Genomic DNA, 17,870 nt, shown 5'->3' on the forward strand with positions numbered 1-17,870 from the left:
GTGGCCCGGCGGATGCCCGTGACGGGGCGTCACGCCCGCGCGCGGCCGTGCACGTCGCGTCCGGGCACCGGCTCGGCGCGGCTCACCCACGCCAGGAGGGGCCCACGGACCTGCGGTTGGTGCCGCCCGCGCTCGCGGCCTGGGCGACGGCGGCACTCCTGCTGGACGCGCCCGCCGGGTGGTCCGTCGGCATCGTCGTCGGCGCCCTGGTCCTGGGCTGCGTGGTGCTCCGCCGGGCGGGGAGGGGGCGTGCGGGGCAGGGGCGAGGGCGTCGCGCGGAGTACGAGCCAACGGGGAGTGCGGGGTACGGGCGGAGGGGATGTGCGGGCCGGCCTCCGGTCGCCGTCGCCGCCCTGCTGCTCTGCGTCGCCGCGGCCGCCGCCTCGGCCGCGCTGCACGGCGCCGACCTGCGCCGGGGGCCCGTGCCGGGAGCGGCCCGGGAGTACGCAACCGTCACGGCCGAGGTGGAGGTCACCGCCGACCCCCGGCTCACCGCACCACGCGTGCGGGGCGACGGGGCCATGCCGCCCACGGTGCTCGTCGAGGCCGACGTGCGGCGGGTCGCGGAGGCGGACGGGACGGGCGTCGGGACCCGGACGCCGGTGCTCCTGCTCGTCGACGTGGCGGACGAGCGGGGCGCGGAGGGGGATCGTCCGTCCCGTGCCGGGCCCGCGGTGGCGCGCTGGCTGCGGCTCCTGCCGACGACGCTGCTCCGCGTCACCGCCCGCTCGGAGCCACCGAGGACGACCGGTGACCGGGTGGCGGCCGTGCTGAGGGTGCGGGACGGGCGGGCCGGGCCCGAGGTGGTCGCCGGTCCGTCGGCGGCGCAGCGGTTGGCGGGGCGGCTGCGGGCCGGGCTGCGAGAGGCGACCGACGGGCTGCCGGCGGACGCGCGGGCGCTGCTGCCAGGCCTGGTCGTCGGGGACACCTCGCGCATCACGCCCGAGCTGGAGGAGGCGTTCAAGGAGACCGACCTGGCGCACACGCTGGCCGTCTCCGGGGCCAACTTCACGATCGTGCTCGCCCTGCTGCTCGGCCCGCCCGGACTGGCCCAGCGCAGTGAACGCAGGGGAGTGGCGCCCCGGCTCGGGCTGTCGCTGCGGACGACCGCGCTGCTCGGCGGCGCCCTCGCGCTGGGCTTCGTCGTGGTCTGCCGCCCCGACCCGAGCGTGTTGCGGGCGGCGGCCTGCGGCTCCGTCGCGTTGCTCGCCCTGGCCACCGGACGCCGCAGGTCGCTGCTCCCCGCGCTGGCGACGGCCGTGCTGCTGCTCGTGCTGTACGACCCGTGGCTGGCCCGGAGTTACGGCTTCCTGCTCTCCGTGCTGGCCACGGGGGCCCTGCTCACGCTCGCCCCACGGTGGAGCGCGGGGCTGCGGCGGCGCGGGGTGCCGCCCCGGCTCGCGGAGGCGCTGGCCGCCGCGGGTGCCGCCCAGGCCGTGTGCGCGCCGGTCGTCGCCGTGCTGTCGGCGCGGGTGAGCCTGGTGGGGGTGCCGTGCAACCTGCTCGCGGAGTTCGCGGTGGCCCCGGCCACGGTGCTGGGGTTCGCGGCGCTGGCGACGGCGCCGTTGGCGATGCCGGTGGCCCAGGCGCTGGCCTGGTGCGGAGGCTGGCCCGCCGGATGGATCGCCGGGATCGCCCGCACCGGAGCCGCGCTGCCCGGCGCCGGAGTGGACTGGCCGGGCAGCTGGGCCGGGGCGGCGCTGCTCGCCCTCCTCACGGCGGGCGGGCTGCTCGTGGGCCGGCGGCTGCTGCGGCACCCCTGGTGGTGCGGGGTCTGCGCGGTGCTGCTGGTGCTGGCGGTGGTGCAGCCGCCGCCGCTGGCGAGGGTGATCAAGGGGTGGCCGCCGCCCGGCTGGCGGATGGTGATGTGCGACGTGGGACAGGGCGACGCCATGGTCCTGGCGGCGGGGGAGGGCGCCGGCGTGGTCGTGGACGCCGGGCCCGACCCGGCCCGGGTGGACGGCTGCCTGCGCACGCTCGGCATCACCCGGGTCCCGCTCGTGGTGCTCACCCACTTCCACGCCGACCATGTGGCCGGGCTGCCCGGAGTGCTGCGCGGGCGTGCGGTGGGGGCCATCGAGACGACCGCCCTCGAAGAGCCCGCGGAGCAGGCCGAGTCCGTCCGCGAGCAGGCGGCGGCACGAGGTGTCCCCGTCGGGCACGCGGCCGCCGGAGAGCGGCGCCGGGCCGGACCGCTGTCCTGGGAGGTGGTGTGGCCGCCGCCCGGCACCGGACCGGGGACACTGCCGTCCACGAGCACGGAGGGCCCCAACGACGCCAGCGTGACCCTGCTGGTGCGCACGGCGGGCCTGCGCCTCCTGCTCCTCGGCGACCTGGAGCCGCCGGCCCAGCGTGAGCTGGCGCGCTCCCCGGCGGCAGCGGAGCTGGAGGGGGTCGACGTCCTCAAGGTGGCCCACCACGGGTCCGCCCACCAGGACCCGGACCTCATACGGAGGGTCGCGCCGCGCCTGGCCCTCATCAGCTGCGGCGCGGACAACACCTACGGGCACCCGGCCCCGGGCACCCTCGCCGCCCTCCGCGCGCTGGGGACGACGGTGCTGCGCACGGACCGGGACGGGGCGCTGGCCGTCGCCGGCACCGGCGGGGAGCTGCGGGTCGCGGGAGACTGAGGGCATGGACTCCGCACAGGTCGATGCCTATCTCCGCCGGCTGGGAGCCGAGCGCCCGCCCCGGCCCACCGCCGAGGCGCTGGGCGCACTGCACCTGCGGCATCTGCGCACGGTGCCGTTCGAGAACCTCTCCGTCCACCTGGGCGAGGAGATCGTGCTGGCGGAGACGCCGCTGCACGACAAGGTGGTGGGCCGGGGGAGGGGCGGCTTCTGCTACGAACTCAACGGCCTGTTCGGCGCGTTGCTCACGGCGCTCGGGTACCGGGTCACGATGCTCGCCGCCCGGGTGTACGGGGACGGGGGCCGGGTCGGGATCCCGTACGACCACATGGCGCTGCTGGTGCGGACAGAGGAAGGGGGCGACTGGCTGGCGGACGTCGGGTTCGGGGCGCACAGTCACGGCCCGCTGGCCGTCGGCGAACGGGCGGACCAGGAGGACGGCGGGGGCACGTTCCGGGTCGTGGAGTCGGGGCCGGACGCGGCCGGGGTGCGCGGAGGGGACGGGGTCGCGAAGGCGTCCGGACCGGCGCCGGCGGCCGACCTGGACGTGCTGCGCGACGGGAAGCAGGTGTACCGGGTGGAGGCCCGCCCGAGGGTGCTGGACGACTTCGTGTCCGGCGCCTGGTGGCACAGCACCTCGCCCCGGTCGCACTTCCTCCAGTCCACGGTCTGCTCCCGGGTCACCGGGGACGGAGGCCGGATCACGCTGAGCGGACGGCGGCTCACCTCCACGGCGGCCGGCGGCGGGCGGGAGGAGCGCGAGCTGGAGACGGACGCGGAGGTACTCGCGGCCTACCGGGAGCACTTCGGCATCCGTCTGGACCGGGTGCCGGTCCGCCGGCAGGACGATACCGGGCCACAGGCGGGCACTCGGCCGTAGTTCCGGCACATGCGCCGCTGTCCGGTGATGCCGGTTTCCCGTGAGGTGGTCCCGTGTTGCCTCGAAAGCCCCATCGGTGATCGAATGTTGCTTCGTCAACTAGTTCTGATGTCGGGCAGAGGGTGTCGCAGATGATCGGCCGCTTGCTGGGAAGCCGTACGAAGCGGATGCAACGGACGGGCCCCCTGGCGGCGGTGCGCACCCCGCCGGACGCGGGGGTGCTCAGCTGCCGGGTCCTCGACCCCGTCCACGAGCCCGTGCCGAACGCGGAGTTCACGGTCACCGACACCATGGGGCGCAAGGTGGTCGCCGGCGGCACGGACCCCTTCGGGTCCTTCGTCTCGGCGGTGCCCGCCGGGGAGTACCGGCTCGCCGTCTCCGCCGAGGGCTACACGCCGTACCGGGCGTCCGTGACGGTCGCAGCGGACGCGCTGGCCTCGCTCGGCGACGTGACGCTCCAGGTGGCCCAGCCGCCCGAGCTGCCCACGCCGGGCGACTGGGAGGTCGAACCCGCGCACTCCTCGATCGCGTTCACCGCGCGGCACATTGGACTGGCCCGGATCCACGGCCGGTTCAACTCCTTCGCGGGCGCGGTGCGGATCGCGGAGGACATGGAGCAGTCGGCGATGCACGTCGTCATCGACGCGTCGTCCATCGACACCAACGTGAAGATGCGCGACGACCACCTGCGTTCGGCCGACTTCCTGGACGTGGAGCGGTTTCCCACGCTGGAGTTCTACAGCGACCGCTTCGCCCACCGAGGCGGCAACCGCTGGGCCGTCACCGGCGCGCTGACCCTGCACGGCGTGACGCGCACGGTCACGCTGGACACCGAGTACCTCGGGCTCGGCAACGGCATGGAGGGCGAGACGCGGGCGGCCTGCCGCGCCACCACCGAACTGCACCGCGACGACTTCACGGTGAGCTGGCAGACGATGCTGGCCCGCGGTATCGCCGTGGTCGGCCCCAGCATCCGCATCGACCTCGACGTGCAGACCGTGCCCAAGGGCTGACCGGGCGGAGCCCACCCGCTCCCCGCTCCCCGCTCCCCGCTCCCCGGGCCCGGCGACCGACGAGCCCGGCGACCGGCGTGGCCGCCCGGTGTCCGACAATGGCACCCGTGAGCGACGTGAGACATGTGCTGGTGCTGCCCGACCGCGACGCCGCGGAGGAGGCGGCGCAGGCGCTGGGGGAGCGGTTCGGCCTCGACGAGGAGCCCCGGATCCTGCGGGACGCCCTGGCCGGCGAGGACGACGCCGAGGACGCCCAGTGGCTGGTCCTGCTGAGCGACGAGCGGGCCCTGCTGGACCCCGGCGAGCTGGACGAGTTCGCGGCGGAGTGGGAGGGCTGGCGCGAGGAGCCCTAGGTCGTGTCCGCACCAGTTCGGCGGGCGCGGCGGAGCGGCCGCCGTGGACCGGGCGCGGCGGCCCGTTGTCAGTGGCGCGTGGGATGCTTGTCGCGATGGCCAGGAAGACTGCGAATGACGACCCTCTCGCCCCGGTGACCCTTGCCGTGGGCCAGGAGGACCTCCTGCTCGACCGTGCCGTGCAGGAGGTGGTGGCCGCCGCGAGGGCCGCCGACGCCGACACGGACGTACGCGACCTGACCCCCGACCAGCTGCAGCCCGGCACCCTCGCCGAGCTCACCAGCCCCTCGCTCTTCGCCGAGCGCAAGGTCGTCGTCGTACGCAACGCGCAGGACCTGTCCGCCGACACGGTCAAGGACGTCAAGGCGTACCTCGGCTCCCCCGCCGAGGAGATCACCCTCGTCCTGCTGCACGCGGGCGGCGCCAAGGGCAAGGGCCTGCTCGACGCGGGTCGCAAGGCGGGCGCGCGCGAGGTGGCGTGCCCGAAGATGACGAAGCCCGCGGACCGGCTGGCGTTCGTGCGCGCGGAGTTCCGTGCCGCCGGGCGGTCGGCCACCCCCGAGGCGTGCCAGGCCCTGGTCGACGCGATCGGCAGCGATCTCAGGGAGCTGGCCTCGGCGGTGTCCCAGCTCACCGCCGACGTCGAGGGGACGATCGACGAGGCAGTGGTCGGGCAGTACTACACGGGGCGGGCGGAGGCCTCCAGCTTCACCGTCGCCGACCGTGCGGTGGAGGGACGCGCGGCCGAGGCCCTGGAGGCGCTGCGCTGGTCGCTGGCGACCGGGGTCGCGCCGGTGCTGATCACCAGTGCCCTGGCGCAGGGCGTGCGCGCCATCGGCAAGCTCTCCTCCGCGCGCGGCGGACGCCCGGCCGACCTGGCGCGTGAGCTGGGGATGCCGCCCTGGAAGATCGACCGCGTGCGGCAGCAGATGCGGGGCTGGACGCCGGACGGGGTGTCCGTGGCCCTGCGCGCCGTGGCCGAGGCGGACGCGGGGGTGAAGGGCGCCAGTGACGACCCCGAGTACGCGCTGGAGAAGGCCGTGGTGACGATCGCGCGGGCGGCCCGCTCACGCGGACGGGCCTAGTAGTGCTTCGTTACGTTGAGTGATCTCGTCTGGTGGTGGGCAGCCTTTCGGGGTGAAGCTGGGGGAAGTGGAGCGACTCCGGGGTGAGTTGGCGGAGTTCGTTGTCGATGCGTTCGGGTCGCTGCCGCGGCGGGATCAGCGGCGATGGGGCGAGTGTTACCTGCGGGGCCTGATGTTCGACGGCCGGCGGAAGTCGGTCCAGCCGATGGCCGAGCGTCTGCCGGACGGGAACGTGCAGGCCCTGCAGCAGTTCGTGAGCCAGTCGCCGTGGGATCCGCTGCCGGTCAGGAAGCGGATCGCCGAGCGTCTCACCGAGGCGGTCACGCCCGAGGTGTGGGTGGTCGACGACGTGTCGTTCCCCAAGTGTGGGCGGGCGTCGGTCGGGGTGGCCCGGCAGTACTGCGGCGCGGTCGGTAAGCGGGCGAACTGCCAGGTTGCGGTCAGCGTCCATGCCGCTACCGACACTGCCTCGTGCCCGTTGGAGTGGCAGTTGTATCTGCCGCGGGAGTGGACGGACGATCCGGACCGCTGCCGCCGCGCAGGAGTCCCCGACGACGTCGTCCACCAGGAGAAGTGGCGGCTTGCGCTCGGTCTGCTCGACGCGCTCGCCGACTCGGAGCTGAAGGCGCCGGTCGTGGTCGCCGATGCCGGCTATGGCGTCAGCACACCGTTTCGGATCGGCCTTGAGGAACGAGGAATGTCCTACGTCGTCGCGCTGACCGGGAAGGAGGTCGCCCACCCCGAGGGCGTCGAGCCGCACCATCCGGCATACGGCGGGCTCGGTCCACCCACGCTGCCCCGCTATCGCACCCCACCACGAGCCATCTCCGCCCTCGCGGCCGAGTCCGACGCGGCCCGGTTCACCGAGGTGACCTGGCGCCAGGGCAGTAAAGGCGCGATGACCTCACGGTTCGCGGTCCTGACCATCCGGCCTGCGGGCAAGCAGTCCGTGGCCGCTGCCCAGGAGGCGGGCGGCGGCCGCAACCGATGGGACGGTGTCCTGCCCACCCAGACGCTCCTGGTCGAACGGCCGGACAGCCACGACGCTCCCACGGGCTACTGGATATCGAACCTGCCCGCTTCGACCCCGGTCGCCGATCTGGTGCGGTGGGCGAAGATGCGTTGGCGGATCGAGCACGACTACCGCGAGCTCAAGCACGGCCTGGGCCTGGACCACTTCGAGGGCCGTACCTGGCGCGGCTGGCACCACCACGTCACCCTCGTCTCCGCCGCCCAGGCATTCCTCACCCTCAGGAGGCTCGACCCAAAAGTCCGCACACCGGTCTGACCCTCTACCAGGCCCTCGACGCTCTACAGGACCTGCTGAGGTGCTGGACCGGTGCCTGCACCACCTGCGGGCGCCCCCTGCCCGCCCGACGAAGCCGCCACAGAACACGAAGAACCTAACGAAGCACTACTAGGGCCTGTCGTTTGGATCATGCCGGCGTCGCGGGGCGTGGCACGCGCGTCTGCGGCGTTGTCGTCGGTTGCCAACGCTCCGCGTTGTCGCCCTCCTCCGCCTTGCAGCCGCACGCACCACGCCCCGCTCGGGTGGGCAGGCAAGGACCCCTTCTCTCAGCCGGCCTGATCCAAACGACAGACCCTAGGGCCCGCCCCCCCCCGGAAGCCGCGGACCGGCCGGACCGGCCGGACCAAGCAACCGCCGGATCGGGACCGAGCAGACCGCCGGACCGAGCAGACCGCCGGACAGAGCAGACAACCGGATCGGACCGAGCAGACCGCCGGACCGGACCGAGCAGACCGAAGGCCCCGGCGTCCGTCCTGGGGAAGGACGGCCACCGGGGCCTTCGGATCAAGCTCGCGGATCCATGCCCGCGTGGCGAACGCAGGCCGCGCATGGATCCTGGGTGCCGGACGGGAGCGGATGAGAGAGGGCCCGCTCTGGGTCCACCCGGCGATCAGACCAGATGAGGGGTTCAGCCCTTGAGGGCGCCGACCTTGGTGGCCAGGGCCGACTTCTTGTTGGCGGCCTGGTTCTTGTGGATGACGCCCTTGGAGACGGCCTTGTCGAGCTGGCGCGAAGCGACGCGCTGGTACTCGGCGGCCTTCTCGACGTCACCCGCGGCAGCGGCCTCACGGGCCTTGCGGATCGCGGTCTTCAGAGAGGACTTGACGGCCTTGTTGCGCAGCCGGGCCTTCTCGTTGGTCTTGTTCCGCTTGATCTGGGACTTGATGTTCGCCACGAAATGAGCCTTTGCAGGTTCAGGCACGAGGACGCGAGGGTCCCGTGCCGATGATTTCTTGAAGGAGTGCCTCGCGCTGAGAGGGCATGAGACACAGCCCCCCACAGTACCAGTGGCCCTCTGGACCGCCCAAACCAGGCCTCAAGCCCTCCCAAACCCATCCCAGGTCGCCGCCCGTGGGACGATGGAGGCTACGTATCGATCCGACCCGAGACCGCAGACACTGCGGACGCCTCAAGAATCAGGACCCTGCGTGCCCGCGATCCCCAGCCATGTGCCCGAGCCGAGCCGTACCGACCCGGCGCTGATCCGCAACTTCTGCATCATCGCGCACATCGACCACGGCAAGTCGACGCTCGCCGACCGGATGCTCCAGCTGACCGGTGTGGTCGAGCAGCGGCAGATGCGCGCCCAGTACCTCGACCGCATGGACATCGAGCGCGAGCGCGGCATCACGATCAAGTCCCAGGCGGTGCGACTGCCGTGGGCGCCGACCCACGACAAGAGCAGCACGCACATCCTCAACATGATCGACACCCCCGGGCACGTCGACTTCACGTACGAGGTCTCGCGGTCGCTGGCCGCCTGCGAGGGCACGATCCTGCTCGTGGACGCCGCCCAGGGCATCGAGGCGCAGACCCTCGCCAACCTCTACCTGGCGATGGAGAACGACCTCACGATCATCCCCGTGCTGAACAAGATCGACCTGCCGGCCGCGCAGCCCGAGAAGTTCGCCGAGGAACTGGCCAACCTGGTCGGCTGCGACCCCGACGACGTGCTCAAGGTCTCCGCCAAGACCGGCCTCGGCGTCGACGCGCTGCTGGACAAGGTGGTCGCCGAGATCCCCGCCCCGGTCGGCGTCAAGGACGCCCCCGCCCGCGCGATGATCTTCGACTCGGTCTACGACTCGTACCGCGGCGTCGTGACGTACGTCCGAGTCATCGACGGCCAGCTCAACAAGCGCGAGCGGATCCGGATGATGTCCACCGGCGCCACCCACGAGCTGCTGGAGATCGGCACCAACTCCCCGGAGATGCTCGCCGCCGACGGTCTCGGCGTCGGCGAGGTCGGCTACCTGATCACGGGTGTGAAGGACGTCCGCCAGTCCAAGGTCGGTGACACCGTCACCAGCCAGCACAAGGGCGCCGAGGAGGCGCTCGGCGGCTACAAGGACCCGCGGCCGATGGTCTTCTCCGGCCTGTATCCGCTGGACGGCTCCGACTACCCCGAGCTGCGCGAGGCGCTGGACAAGCTCCAGCTCAACGACGCCGCCCTGGTCTACGAGCCGGAGACCTCCGCGGCCCTGGGCTTCGGCTTCCGCGTCGGCTTCCTCGGCCTGCTGCACCTCGACGTGATCCGCGAGCGCCTGGAGCGCGAGTTCGGCCTCGACCTGATCGCCACCGCGCCCAACGTGGTCTACCGCGTGATCATGGAGGACGGCACCGAGCACACCGTCACCAACCCGAGCGAGTTCCCCGAAGGCAAGATCAACGAGGTCTACGAGCCGGTCGTGCGGGCCACCATCCTGGCGCCGACCGAGTTCATCGGCTCGATCATGGAGCTGTGCCAGACCCGGCGCGGCACCCTGCTCGGCATGGACTACCTCTCCGAGGACCGGGTGGAGATCCGCTACACCCTCCCGCTCGCGGAGATCGTCTTCGACTTCTTCGACCAGCTCAAGTCCAAGACGCGCGGCTACGCCTCGCTGGACTACGAGCCCACCGGCGAGCAGACCTCCAGCCTGGTCAAGGTCGACATCCTGCTGCACGGCGACAAGGTGGACGCCTTCTCCGCGATCACCCACAAGGACGCCGCGTACGCGTACGGCGTACGGCTCGTCGCCAAGCTGCGCGAGCTGATCCCGCGGCAGGCCTTCGAGGTGCCCATCCAGGCCGCCATCGGCTCCCGGGTGATCGCCCGCGAGACCATCCGCGCCATCCGCAAGGACGTCCTCGCCAAGTGCTACGGCGGCGACATCTCCCGCAAGCGGAAGCTGCTCGAGAAGCAGAAGGAAGGCAAGAAGCGGATGAAGATGGTGGGTTCCGTGGAGGTTCCGCAGGAGGCCTTCATCGCGGTCCTCTCCAGCGATGACAGCGCGGGGTCGGGCAAGGGCAAGAAGTAACCGCCGCACCGCACGCCGAGTCCGGGCAAAACGGACGCCTGGGGGCCCGTCGTACGAAAGTGCGGCGGGTCCCTTCGCATGTCACGGGCGGGGCTCTGTAGGAAGTGACAGAGTGCGGACTCTTACGCGGGGGCCGGTCGCCCTTTACTCTGATGCCTGCTCCATAGTTACTCGCGAGTTAAACAACGCCAGAACCACCGCCCGAGAGTGAACCAGCCGCACCTGAGCCAACCGCTACGAGCCAGCCGCACCGTCGCGGGCCCGGAGGATGTCGTGAGCGACACACAGACAACGATCGAGAACCGTCCGCCCTCCGTGGCGGGACTCTTCCTGGAGCGGGTGGCGGCCACGCCGGACGCCGAGGCCTACCGCCACCCGGTGCCGCCGGCCTCGGGCGAGGGCCCCGACGAGTGGAAGTCGCTGACCTGGTCCCAGGCCGCCGAGCGGGTCTACGCGATCGCGGCCGGCCTGATCGAGCTGGGCGTGCAGCCGCAGCAGCGGGTGGCGCTGGCCTCCTCCACCCGGCTGGAGTGGATCCTCGCCGACCTCGGCATCATGTGCGCGGGCGCGGCCACGACCACCGTCTACCCGCAGACCAACGCCGACGAGTCCGCGTACATCCTCTCCGACTCGGAGAGCCGCGTGCTGATCGCCGAGGACGCCGCGCAGCTGGCCAAGGCCCGGGAGAAGCGGGCGGAGCTGCCCGACCTCACCCACGTCGTGGTGATCGACGCGGCCGGCGCGGACACCTCCGAGGACTGGATCCTCACCCTCGACGAGCTGGAGCGCAGCGGCGCGGCGCGTCTGGAGGCGGACCCCGAACTGGTCGCCAAGCGGGTCGGCGCGCTCACCAAGGACCAGCTCGCCACCCTCATCTACACCTCCGGCACCACCGGCAAGCCCAAGGGCGTCCGCCTCCCGCACGACTGCTGGTCGTACATGGCGAAGGCGATCGCGGCGACCGGTCTGGTCGGCGCCGACGACGTGCAGTACCTGTGGCTGCCGCTCGCGCACGTCTTCGGCAAGGTGCTCACCTCCGGCCAGATCGAGGTCGGCCACGTCACCGCCGTCGACGGCCGCGTGGACAAGATCATCGAGAACCTGCCGGTGGTCCAGCCGACCTACATGGCGGCCGTGCCGCGCATCTTCGAGAAGGTCTACAACGGCGTCGCCGCCAAGGCCCGCGCCGGTGGCGGAGCGAAGTACAAGATCTTCCAGTGGGCCGCCGGCGTGGCCCGCGAGTACGCCAAGGTCACCCAGGACAACTTCAAGCGCACCGGCACCGCGAGCGCCCCCGCCGGCCTGCGCACCAAGCACGCCGTCGCCGACAAGCTCGTCTACGCCAAGATCCGCGAGGCCTTCGGCGGCCGCCTGCGCGCCTGCGTCTCCGGCTCGGCCGCCCTCGCCCCCGAGATCGGCTACTTCTTCGCCGGCGCCGGCATCCACATCCTGGAGGGCTACGGCCTCACCGAGTCCTCCGCCGCCTCCTTCGTCAACCCCGGCGAGGCCTACCGCACCGGCACGGTCGGCAAGCCGCTGCCCGGCACCGAGGTGCGCATCGCCGACGACGGCGAGATCCTGCTGCGCGGCCCCGGCATCATGGAGGGCTACCACAAGCTGCCCGAGAAGACGGCGGAGGTGCTGGAGGCCGACGGCTGGTTCCACACCGGCGACATCGGCGAACTCTCCGCCGACGGCTACCTGCGGATCACGGACCGCAAGAAGGACCTCATCAAGACCTCCGGCGGCAAGTACATCGCGCCCGCCGAGGTCGAGGGCCAGTTCAAGGCGGTCTGCCCCTACGTCTCCAACATCCTGGTGCACGGCGCCGACCGGAACTTCTGCACCGCCCTCATCTCCCTCGACGAGATCGCCATCACCGAGTGGGCCAAGGAGAACGGCCTGGAGGGGAAGCCGTACGCGGAGATCGTCGCGGCGCCCGTGACGGTGGAGATGGTCGACGGCTACGTCAAGCAGCTCAACGAGGGCCTCCAGCGCTGGCAGACCATCAAGAAGTTCCGCCTGCTCCCCCGCGACCTGGACGTCGAGCACGGCGAGATCACCCCGAGCCTCAAGCTGAAGCGCCCGGTGGTGGAGCGGGAGTACAAGCACCTGATCGAGGAGATGTACGAGGGCTCGCGCGAGGCGTGAGCGCGGGCGCGGGCGCGGGGGCGCGACATGTTCGCGTCCCGCCCCTGTGCGTCCGGAACCGTTCGTTTCGCGGCGGTGTTCGAGCGTTCGCTTAGCACGGATCTCACCCGTGGCGGCCCAGTTCGGTAACTCCGTGCTTATGAACGGGGCCGGTCTGTCACTCTGTCGGCATCGGCTGCGAGTTCCTCGCACGAACTGCCCGGGGAGACGTCCATGGGGGCCATTCCGACGCAACGGGAGACCGCCTCCCACCTCAGCGGGGCGCCCCCGCACACCGCCGGGGCGTCCGCCCAGGACCTCGGCCGGGCGCACGTGGCGCTGCTCGGCAGCTCCCTCGCGCCGGGCGCGGCGCGCGCGATGGTGCGGGCGGCGCTCGCCGACTGGTGCGCGCGGGGGCTGCCCGGTACGGAGCAGCTCACCGAACACCTGGCCGCCGACGTCCTGGTCGTCGTGAGCGAACTGGTCACCAACGCCGTCGTGCACGCCGGGACCGACGTCGAGGTCGTCTGCCTGATGGAGGAGACGGGCACCGTCGTCGTCGAGACCGCGGACCACCACCCCTCCCGTGCGCCGAGGGGCGGCGACGACGAGACGCCGGCCGACCCCTCCGAGTACGGGCGGGGACTGCGGCTGGTCGCGGCGCTCTCCGAGGCCTGGGGCATCACGTACCGGCCGGGCACCAAGACGGTGTGGGCCCGGCTGCCCGCGGCGGGCCGGGAGACGGCGGCCGACGCCGGGGGCGACGCGGTGACCGCCGAGCAGATCGAGGCGTACGCCGGCCGCGAGGGCCCGTGGACCGGCCACGGCCCGGACGCACGGCCCTGGACGGAAGCCGCCGGTGACCCGTCGGCGGACGTCGCCGACACCGGCCTGCGCGGTCTGCGCGACCGGGAGTGGCTCGGGCGCGGCGCGCTCTCCTTCCTCGCCGAGGCCTCCGACCTCCTGGCCGGGCAGCTCGACGAGGACCTGGTCGCCTCCCTCACCGGGCAGCTCGTCGTGCCCCGGCTCGCCGACTGGTGCGGCGTCTGGCTGGAGGACGAGTCCCTGGGCCGGGGCGCCTGGAGCGACGAGCCCGGCACCGCCGTGGGCGCCCGGCTGGCCCGGGTGTGGCACGCCGGTGAGGGCCACATCGACGAACTGCGCCTGGCCCTCGAGAAGGACCCGCCCCGCGCCCGCGACCCCTGGCGCTCCGGCCCCGTCGGCCACCCCTGGCCCGGCGACGCGCTCGGCACGCAGGGCGCCGCGCTCGCCTACCGCCTGGTCGCCGGGGGCAGGCCGCTGGGCACCCTGATCATCGGACGGGCCGGCCCTGCGGGCTTCCCCGACGAGATCACCGGCCTGGTCGAGGACCTGAGCCGCCGGGTGGCCCTCGCCATCGGCGCCGCCCGGCAGTACGCGCGCCAGGCCACCATCAGCGCCGTCCTCCAGCGCGGCCTGCTGCCCGGCGCCGTCGCCGAGATCCCCGGCGTGCGCAGCGCCCTCGTCTACGAGCCGCGCGACAAGGGCGGTCCCAGCGGCGACTTCTACGATCTCTTCCCGGCCGGAGACGGCCGCTGGTGCTTCGCCGTCGGCGACGTCCAGGGCAAGGGCCCCGAGGCCGCCGTCGTCATCGGCCTCGCCCGGCCCTGGCTGCGGCTGCTCGCCCGCGAGCAGTACGGCGTCCCCGACGTCCTCGACCGCCTCAACCAGCTCCTCCTCGACGACGCCACCGAGGCCGCCGACGCCGCCGCCCGCGCCCTGGTGGCCGTCGGCGGACCACCGGTTGCCCCGGGCGACGGACCGCAGACCCGGTTCCTCTCCCTGCTCTACGGCGAACTGGAACCCTTCGAGGGCGGCGTCCGCTGCACCCTCGCCTCCGCCGGACACCCGCTGCCGCTGCTCCTCGCACCCGACGGCGCCGTCCGCGCGGTGGCCGCGCCGCAGACGCTGCTCGGCGTCGTCGAGGACGCCGCCTACACCAGCGAGACCTTCGAGCTGCGCTCCGGTGAGACCCTGCTGTGCGTCACCGACGGGGTCACCGAGCGGCGCAGCGGCTCCCGCCAGTTCGACGACGGCGACGGACTCGCGGCGGCGCTCGCCGGGTGCGCGGGACTGGACGCCGGGCTGGTCGCCGAGCGCATCCGGCGGCTGGTGCACGAGTTCGGGCCCCGGCCCCCGGAGGACGACCTGGCGCTGCTGGTGCTCCAGGCCGAGTGACCGGTGGGCGGCGCGGGCCGGTGTGAGAGGGAGCGTGAGCCGCCGCGGCGGTCTCGCGAGCCCGGCGACCGCCCCGCGCGGGACGACCGCGGCCGGCGCGGCCGAGCAATCGGTCCGGTACGGGACAATGGAACGCATGCCCTCCGCACTCCCCGACGGCGAACCCGTCCCCGCCGACGGTGCCCTGCCCGCGTCCGCGCTCGCCGGGGCCGCCGACCGCCCCCTCGGCTTCTACCTGCACGTGCCCTACTGCGCGACCCGCTGCGGCTACTGCGACTTCAACACGTACACCGCGACCGAGCTGCGCGGCACCGGCGGCGTCCTCGCCTCCCGCGACAACTACGCGGGGACCCTCGTCGACGAGGTGCGGCTGGCCCGCAAGGTGCTCGGCGACGACCCGCGCGAGGTGCGCACGGTCTTCGTCGGCGGCGGTACGCCCACGCTGCTGCCCGCCGGGGACCTGGTGCGGATGCTGGGCGCGATCCGCGACGAGTTCGGCCTGGCGCCGGACGCGGAGGTGACCACCGAGGCCAACCCGGAGTCGGTGGACCCCGCCTACCTGGCCACCCTCCGCGAGGGCGGTTTCGACCGGATCTCCTTCGGCATGCAGAGCGCGAAGCGGCACGTCCTGCAGGTGCTGGACCGCACCCACACCCCGGGCCGCCCCGAGGCCTGCGTCGCCGAGGCCCGCGCCGCCGGGTTCGACCACGTCAACCTGGACCTGATCTACGGCACACCCGGCGAGTCCGACGACGACTGGCGGGCCTCCCTCGACGCCGCGATCGGTGCCGGACCCGACCACGTCTCGGCGTACGCCCTGATCGTCGAGGAGGGCACCCAGCTGGCGCGGCGCATCCGGCGCGGCGAGGTCCCGATGACCGACGACGACGTCCACGCCGACCGGTACCTGATCGCCGAGGAGACGCTCTCGGCGGCGGGCTTCGACTGGTACGAGGTGTCGAACTGGGCCACCTCCGACGCCGGGCGCTGCCTGCACAACGAGCTGTACTGGCGGGGCGCCGACTGGTGGGGCGCGGGGCCGGGAGCCCACTCCCACGTGGGCGGTGTGCGCTGGTGGAACGTGAAGCACCCCGGGGCGTACGCCGGGGCGCTGGCGGCGGGGAAGTCGCCGGGGGCCGGGCGGGAGGTCCTCACGGAGGAGGACCGGCGGGTCGAGCGGATCCTGCTGGAGCTGCGGCTGCGGGAGGGGGTGCCGCTGTCGCTGCTGCGGGAGGCGGGGCTCGTGGCGTCCCGGCGGGCGCTGTCCGACGGACTCCTTCAGGAGGACCCGTACGCGGCGGGGAGCGCGGTGCTTACGCTGCGCGGGCGGTTGCTGGCGGATGCCGTGGTGCGGGATCTGGTGGACTGACCAGTTCGTTTCGCCCCCGCCGCCCCTACCCGTCCCGTCCCGGGGGCTCCGCCCCCGGACCCCCGCTCCTCAAACGCCGGAGGGGCTGAAATGCAGCCCGGGGAGGCTGAAATGCAGCCCGGAAGGGCTGAAAGACACGGCTTACGCGGTCACGAAGTCGATCAGTTCCTCCACGCGGCCCAGCAGCTCCGGCTCCAGGTCCTTGTACGAGCCGACCCGCGCCAGGATCGCCTGCCACACCGCCCCGGTGTTGTCGGCGGGCCAGCCCAGGGCCCGGCACACGCCCGTCTTCCAGTCCTGCCCGCGCGGCACCCGAGGCCAGGCGTCGATCCCCACGGACGACGGCTTCACCGCCTCCCAGATGTCGATGTAGGGATGGCCGACCACCAGCGCGTGTTCGCCCGTCACCGCCTCCGCGATGCGGGACTCCTTCGAACCCGGCACCAAGTGATCGACAAGGACGCCGAGCCGCGCGTCCGGCCCGGGGGCGAAGTCCGCGACGATCGACGGCAGGTCGTCCACGCCGCCCAGGTACTCCACGACGACGCCCTCGACGCGCAGGTCGTCGCCCCACACCTTCTCGACCAGCTCGGCGTCGTGCCGCCCCTCGACGTAGATGCGCCCGGCGCGCGCCACCCGCGCGCGGGCGCCGGGGACGGCGACCGAACCGGACGCCGTACGGGAGGGGCGTACCGGGCCGGACGCGGGCCGCACCAGCGTCACCACGCGCCCCTCCAGCAGGAAGCCGCGCGGCTCCATCGGGAACACCCGGTGCTTGCCGAAGCGGTCCTCCAGGGTCACCGTTCCCGCCTCGCAGCCGATCACCGCGCCACAGAAGCCGGTGCCGGGCTCCTCGACCACCAGGCCGGGGTCGGCGGGGACCTCGGGTACGGGCTGCGACTTCTTCCACGGCGGGGTCAGGTCGGCGGAGTACTGGCGCATTCTGCCGACGATACGAGGAATACGCCGACGGTGATCAGCGCGACACGCCGAATCGCGCGGCCAGCGCGTCCCGTTGGGCCCGGACGAAGGCCGCGTCCACCACCGCTCCGTGACCGGGGACGTACCGCGCCCGCGGGCCGCCCAGGCCGAGCAGCCGGTCCAGGGCGGCGGGCCAGCGCGACGGTACGGCGTCCGGGCCCGCCTGGGGCTCGCCGGACTCCTCGACCAGGTCGCCGCAGAACACCACCTCCGGGTCGCCCGGCACCAGGACCGCGAGGTCGTGGCCGGTGTGCCCGGGGCCGACGTTCGCGAGCAGCACCTGCCGGCCGCCGCCCAGGTCGAGCGTCCACTCGCCGCAGACCTCGTGCGGGACCCGGACCAGGGCGTCGACCGCCTCCTCCGCCTCCCGCTCGTCCAGCCCCTCCGCCACCGCGTCCGCGCGCAGCGCCTCCCGGCCCCGTCCGCCCGGCGCGAACAGCGCGTCGGTGCCGACCGCGCCGTAGACCTGCGCGCCCGCGAAGGCCGCGGCGCCGAGGACGTGGTCGAAGTGCGGGTGGGTGAGCGCGAGATGCGTCACACGGCCGCCGGCCAGCCGCTGCGCCGCCGCGCGCAACCGGGCGCCCTCGCCCAGGCTGGCTCCCGCGTCCACCACCAGCGCCGCGTCCGCGCCGAGGACCAGCCCCGCCGTGCAGTCCCAGCCCGGCAGCCGGCACCGGCCCACGCCGGCCGCCATCCGCTCCCATCCCAGGTCTTCCCAAGTCACCGTCACGACCACGACGCTAACGCCACGACCGTCCCGCGCACGGCCACCGGCACCGGCCTTGCCCGGGGCGTACCCCACGGCCGTACACTGGGCCGGGGAAGTCTGGCACTCGCGCGCCGTGAGTGCCAGGACGGACCGGCAGGGCAGCGGGCGACGACTTCT

13 protein-coding genes are annotated in these 17,870 nt (G+C 73.3%); 10 read left to right on the forward strand and 3 right to left on the reverse strand.

Going from position 1 to position 17,870, the window contains the following annotated elements; translation table 11 throughout:
• Positions 1-47: 47 nt before the first annotated feature.
• From IE108_RS12345 to IE108_RS12370, 6 genes are all read left to right on the forward strand, one after another.
• A complete protein-coding gene (locus IE108_RS12345) occupies positions 48-2,630 on the forward strand; it encodes a ComEC/Rec2 family competence protein (RefSeq protein ID WP_064727833.1) in 2,583 nt (860 codons plus the stop codon).
• A gap of 4 nt (positions 2,631-2,634) precedes the next feature.
• Positions 2,635-3,510, forward strand: a complete 876-nt coding sequence (locus IE108_RS12350; protein ID WP_064727832.1) for an arylamine N-acetyltransferase family protein — start codon at positions 2,635-2,637, stop codon at positions 3,508-3,510.
• Positions 3,511-3,641: 131 nt separating this feature from the next.
• A complete protein-coding gene (locus tag IE108_RS12355) occupies positions 3,642-4,523 on the forward strand; it encodes a YceI family protein (protein WP_079163505.1) in 882 nt (293 codons plus the stop codon).
• Between the two features lie 107 nt (positions 4,524-4,630).
• Positions 4,631-4,876, forward strand: a complete 246-nt coding sequence (locus IE108_RS12360; protein ID WP_064731748.1) for a hypothetical protein — start codon at positions 4,631-4,633, stop codon at positions 4,874-4,876.
• 95 nt (positions 4,877-4,971) lie between these two features.
• A complete protein-coding gene (holA, locus tag IE108_RS12365; RefSeq protein WP_189397643.1) occupies positions 4,972-5,961 on the forward strand; it encodes a DNA polymerase III subunit delta in 990 nt (329 codons plus the stop codon).
• 52 nt (positions 5,962-6,013) lie between these two features.
• The gene (locus IE108_RS12370) at positions 6,014-7,249 is read left to right on the forward strand and encodes an IS701 family transposase (RefSeq protein WP_079163503.1); all 1,236 of its coding nucleotides are present in this window, start codon (positions 6,014-6,016) and stop codon (positions 7,247-7,249) included.
• Between the two features lie 649 nt (positions 7,250-7,898).
• Here the strand turns inward: IE108_RS12370 and rpsT are convergent.
• Positions 7,899-8,165: a 30S ribosomal protein S20 gene (gene rpsT / locus IE108_RS12375; protein WP_064727830.1), complete on the reverse strand. Its 267-nt coding sequence runs from the start codon at positions 8,163-8,165 to the stop codon at positions 7,899-7,901.
• A 253-nt stretch (positions 8,166-8,418) separates the two neighbouring features.
• Here rpsT and lepA point away from each other — a divergent pair, with 253 nt between their 5' ends.
• The 4 genes from lepA to hemW all read left to right on the forward strand — a co-directional run bounded on the left by lepA (position 8,419) and on the right by hemW (position 16,003).
• Positions 8,419-10,287 (forward strand): translation elongation factor 4, encoded by a 1,869-nt coding sequence (lepA, locus tag IE108_RS12380; RefSeq protein ID WP_064727829.1) that lies wholly within the window; start codon positions 8,419-8,421, stop codon positions 10,285-10,287.
• A 273-nt stretch (positions 10,288-10,560) separates the two neighbouring features.
• On the forward strand, positions 10,561-12,438 hold the full coding sequence (locus IE108_RS12385) for an AMP-dependent synthetase/ligase (RefSeq protein ID WP_064727828.1): 1,878 nt from the start codon (positions 10,561-10,563) through the stop codon (positions 12,436-12,438).
• A gap of 213 nt (positions 12,439-12,651) precedes the next feature.
• Positions 12,652-14,634 (forward strand): SpoIIE family protein phosphatase, encoded by a 1,983-nt coding sequence (locus tag IE108_RS12390; protein ID WP_064727827.1) that lies wholly within the window; start codon positions 12,652-12,654, stop codon positions 14,632-14,634.
• 136 nt (positions 14,635-14,770) lie between these two features.
• Positions 14,771-16,003: a radical SAM family heme chaperone HemW gene (hemW, locus tag IE108_RS12395; protein ID WP_064731746.1), complete on the forward strand. Its 1,233-nt coding sequence runs from the start codon at positions 14,771-14,773 to the stop codon at positions 16,001-16,003.
• Between the two features lie 141 nt (positions 16,004-16,144).
• Here hemW and IE108_RS12400 read toward each other — a convergent pair whose 3' ends face one another.
• Both IE108_RS12400 and IE108_RS12405 read right to left on the reverse strand, forming a co-directional pair.
• Positions 16,145-16,945 (reverse strand): DUF3097 domain-containing protein, encoded by an 801-nt coding sequence (locus tag IE108_RS12400; protein WP_064727826.1) that lies wholly within the window; start codon positions 16,943-16,945, stop codon positions 16,145-16,147.
• 34 nt (positions 16,946-16,979) lie between these two features.
• Positions 16,980-17,714, reverse strand: a complete 735-nt coding sequence (locus tag IE108_RS12405; RefSeq protein ID WP_064731745.1) for an MBL fold metallo-hydrolase — start codon at positions 17,712-17,714, stop codon at positions 16,980-16,982.
• Positions 17,715-17,870: the final 156 nt, after the last annotated feature.

Origin of the sequence: Streptomyces parvulus (genome assembly GCF_014648855.1) — a bacterium.
GTDB lineage: Bacteria > Actinomycetota > Actinomycetes > Streptomycetales > Streptomycetaceae > Streptomyces > Streptomyces parvulus.

What these genes read in the sequence shown, in the direction of transcription:
- IE108_RS12350 (WP_064727832.1), top strand. Translation starts at nt 2,635, where the DNA reads ATGGACTCCGCACAGGTCGATGCCTATCTCCGCCGGCTGGGAGCCGAG.
- IE108_RS12355 (WP_079163505.1), top strand. Translation starts at nt 3,642, where the DNA reads ATGATCGGCCGCTTGCTGGGAAGCCGTACGAAGCGGATGCAACGGACG.
- holA (WP_189397643.1), top strand. Translation starts at nt 4,972, where the DNA reads ATGGCCAGGAAGACTGCGAATGACGACCCTCTCGCCCCGGTGACCCTT.
- IE108_RS12390 (WP_064727827.1), top strand. Translation starts at nt 12,652, where the DNA reads ATGGGGGCCATTCCGACGCAACGGGAGACCGCCTCCCACCTCAGCGGG.
- hemW (WP_064731746.1), top strand. Translation starts at nt 14,771, where the DNA reads ATGCCCTCCGCACTCCCCGACGGCGAACCCGTCCCCGCCGACGGTGCC.
- IE108_RS12400 (WP_064727826.1), bottom strand. Translation starts at nt 16,945, where the DNA reads ATGCGCCAGTACTCCGCCGACCTGACCCCGCCGTGGAAGAAGTCGCAG.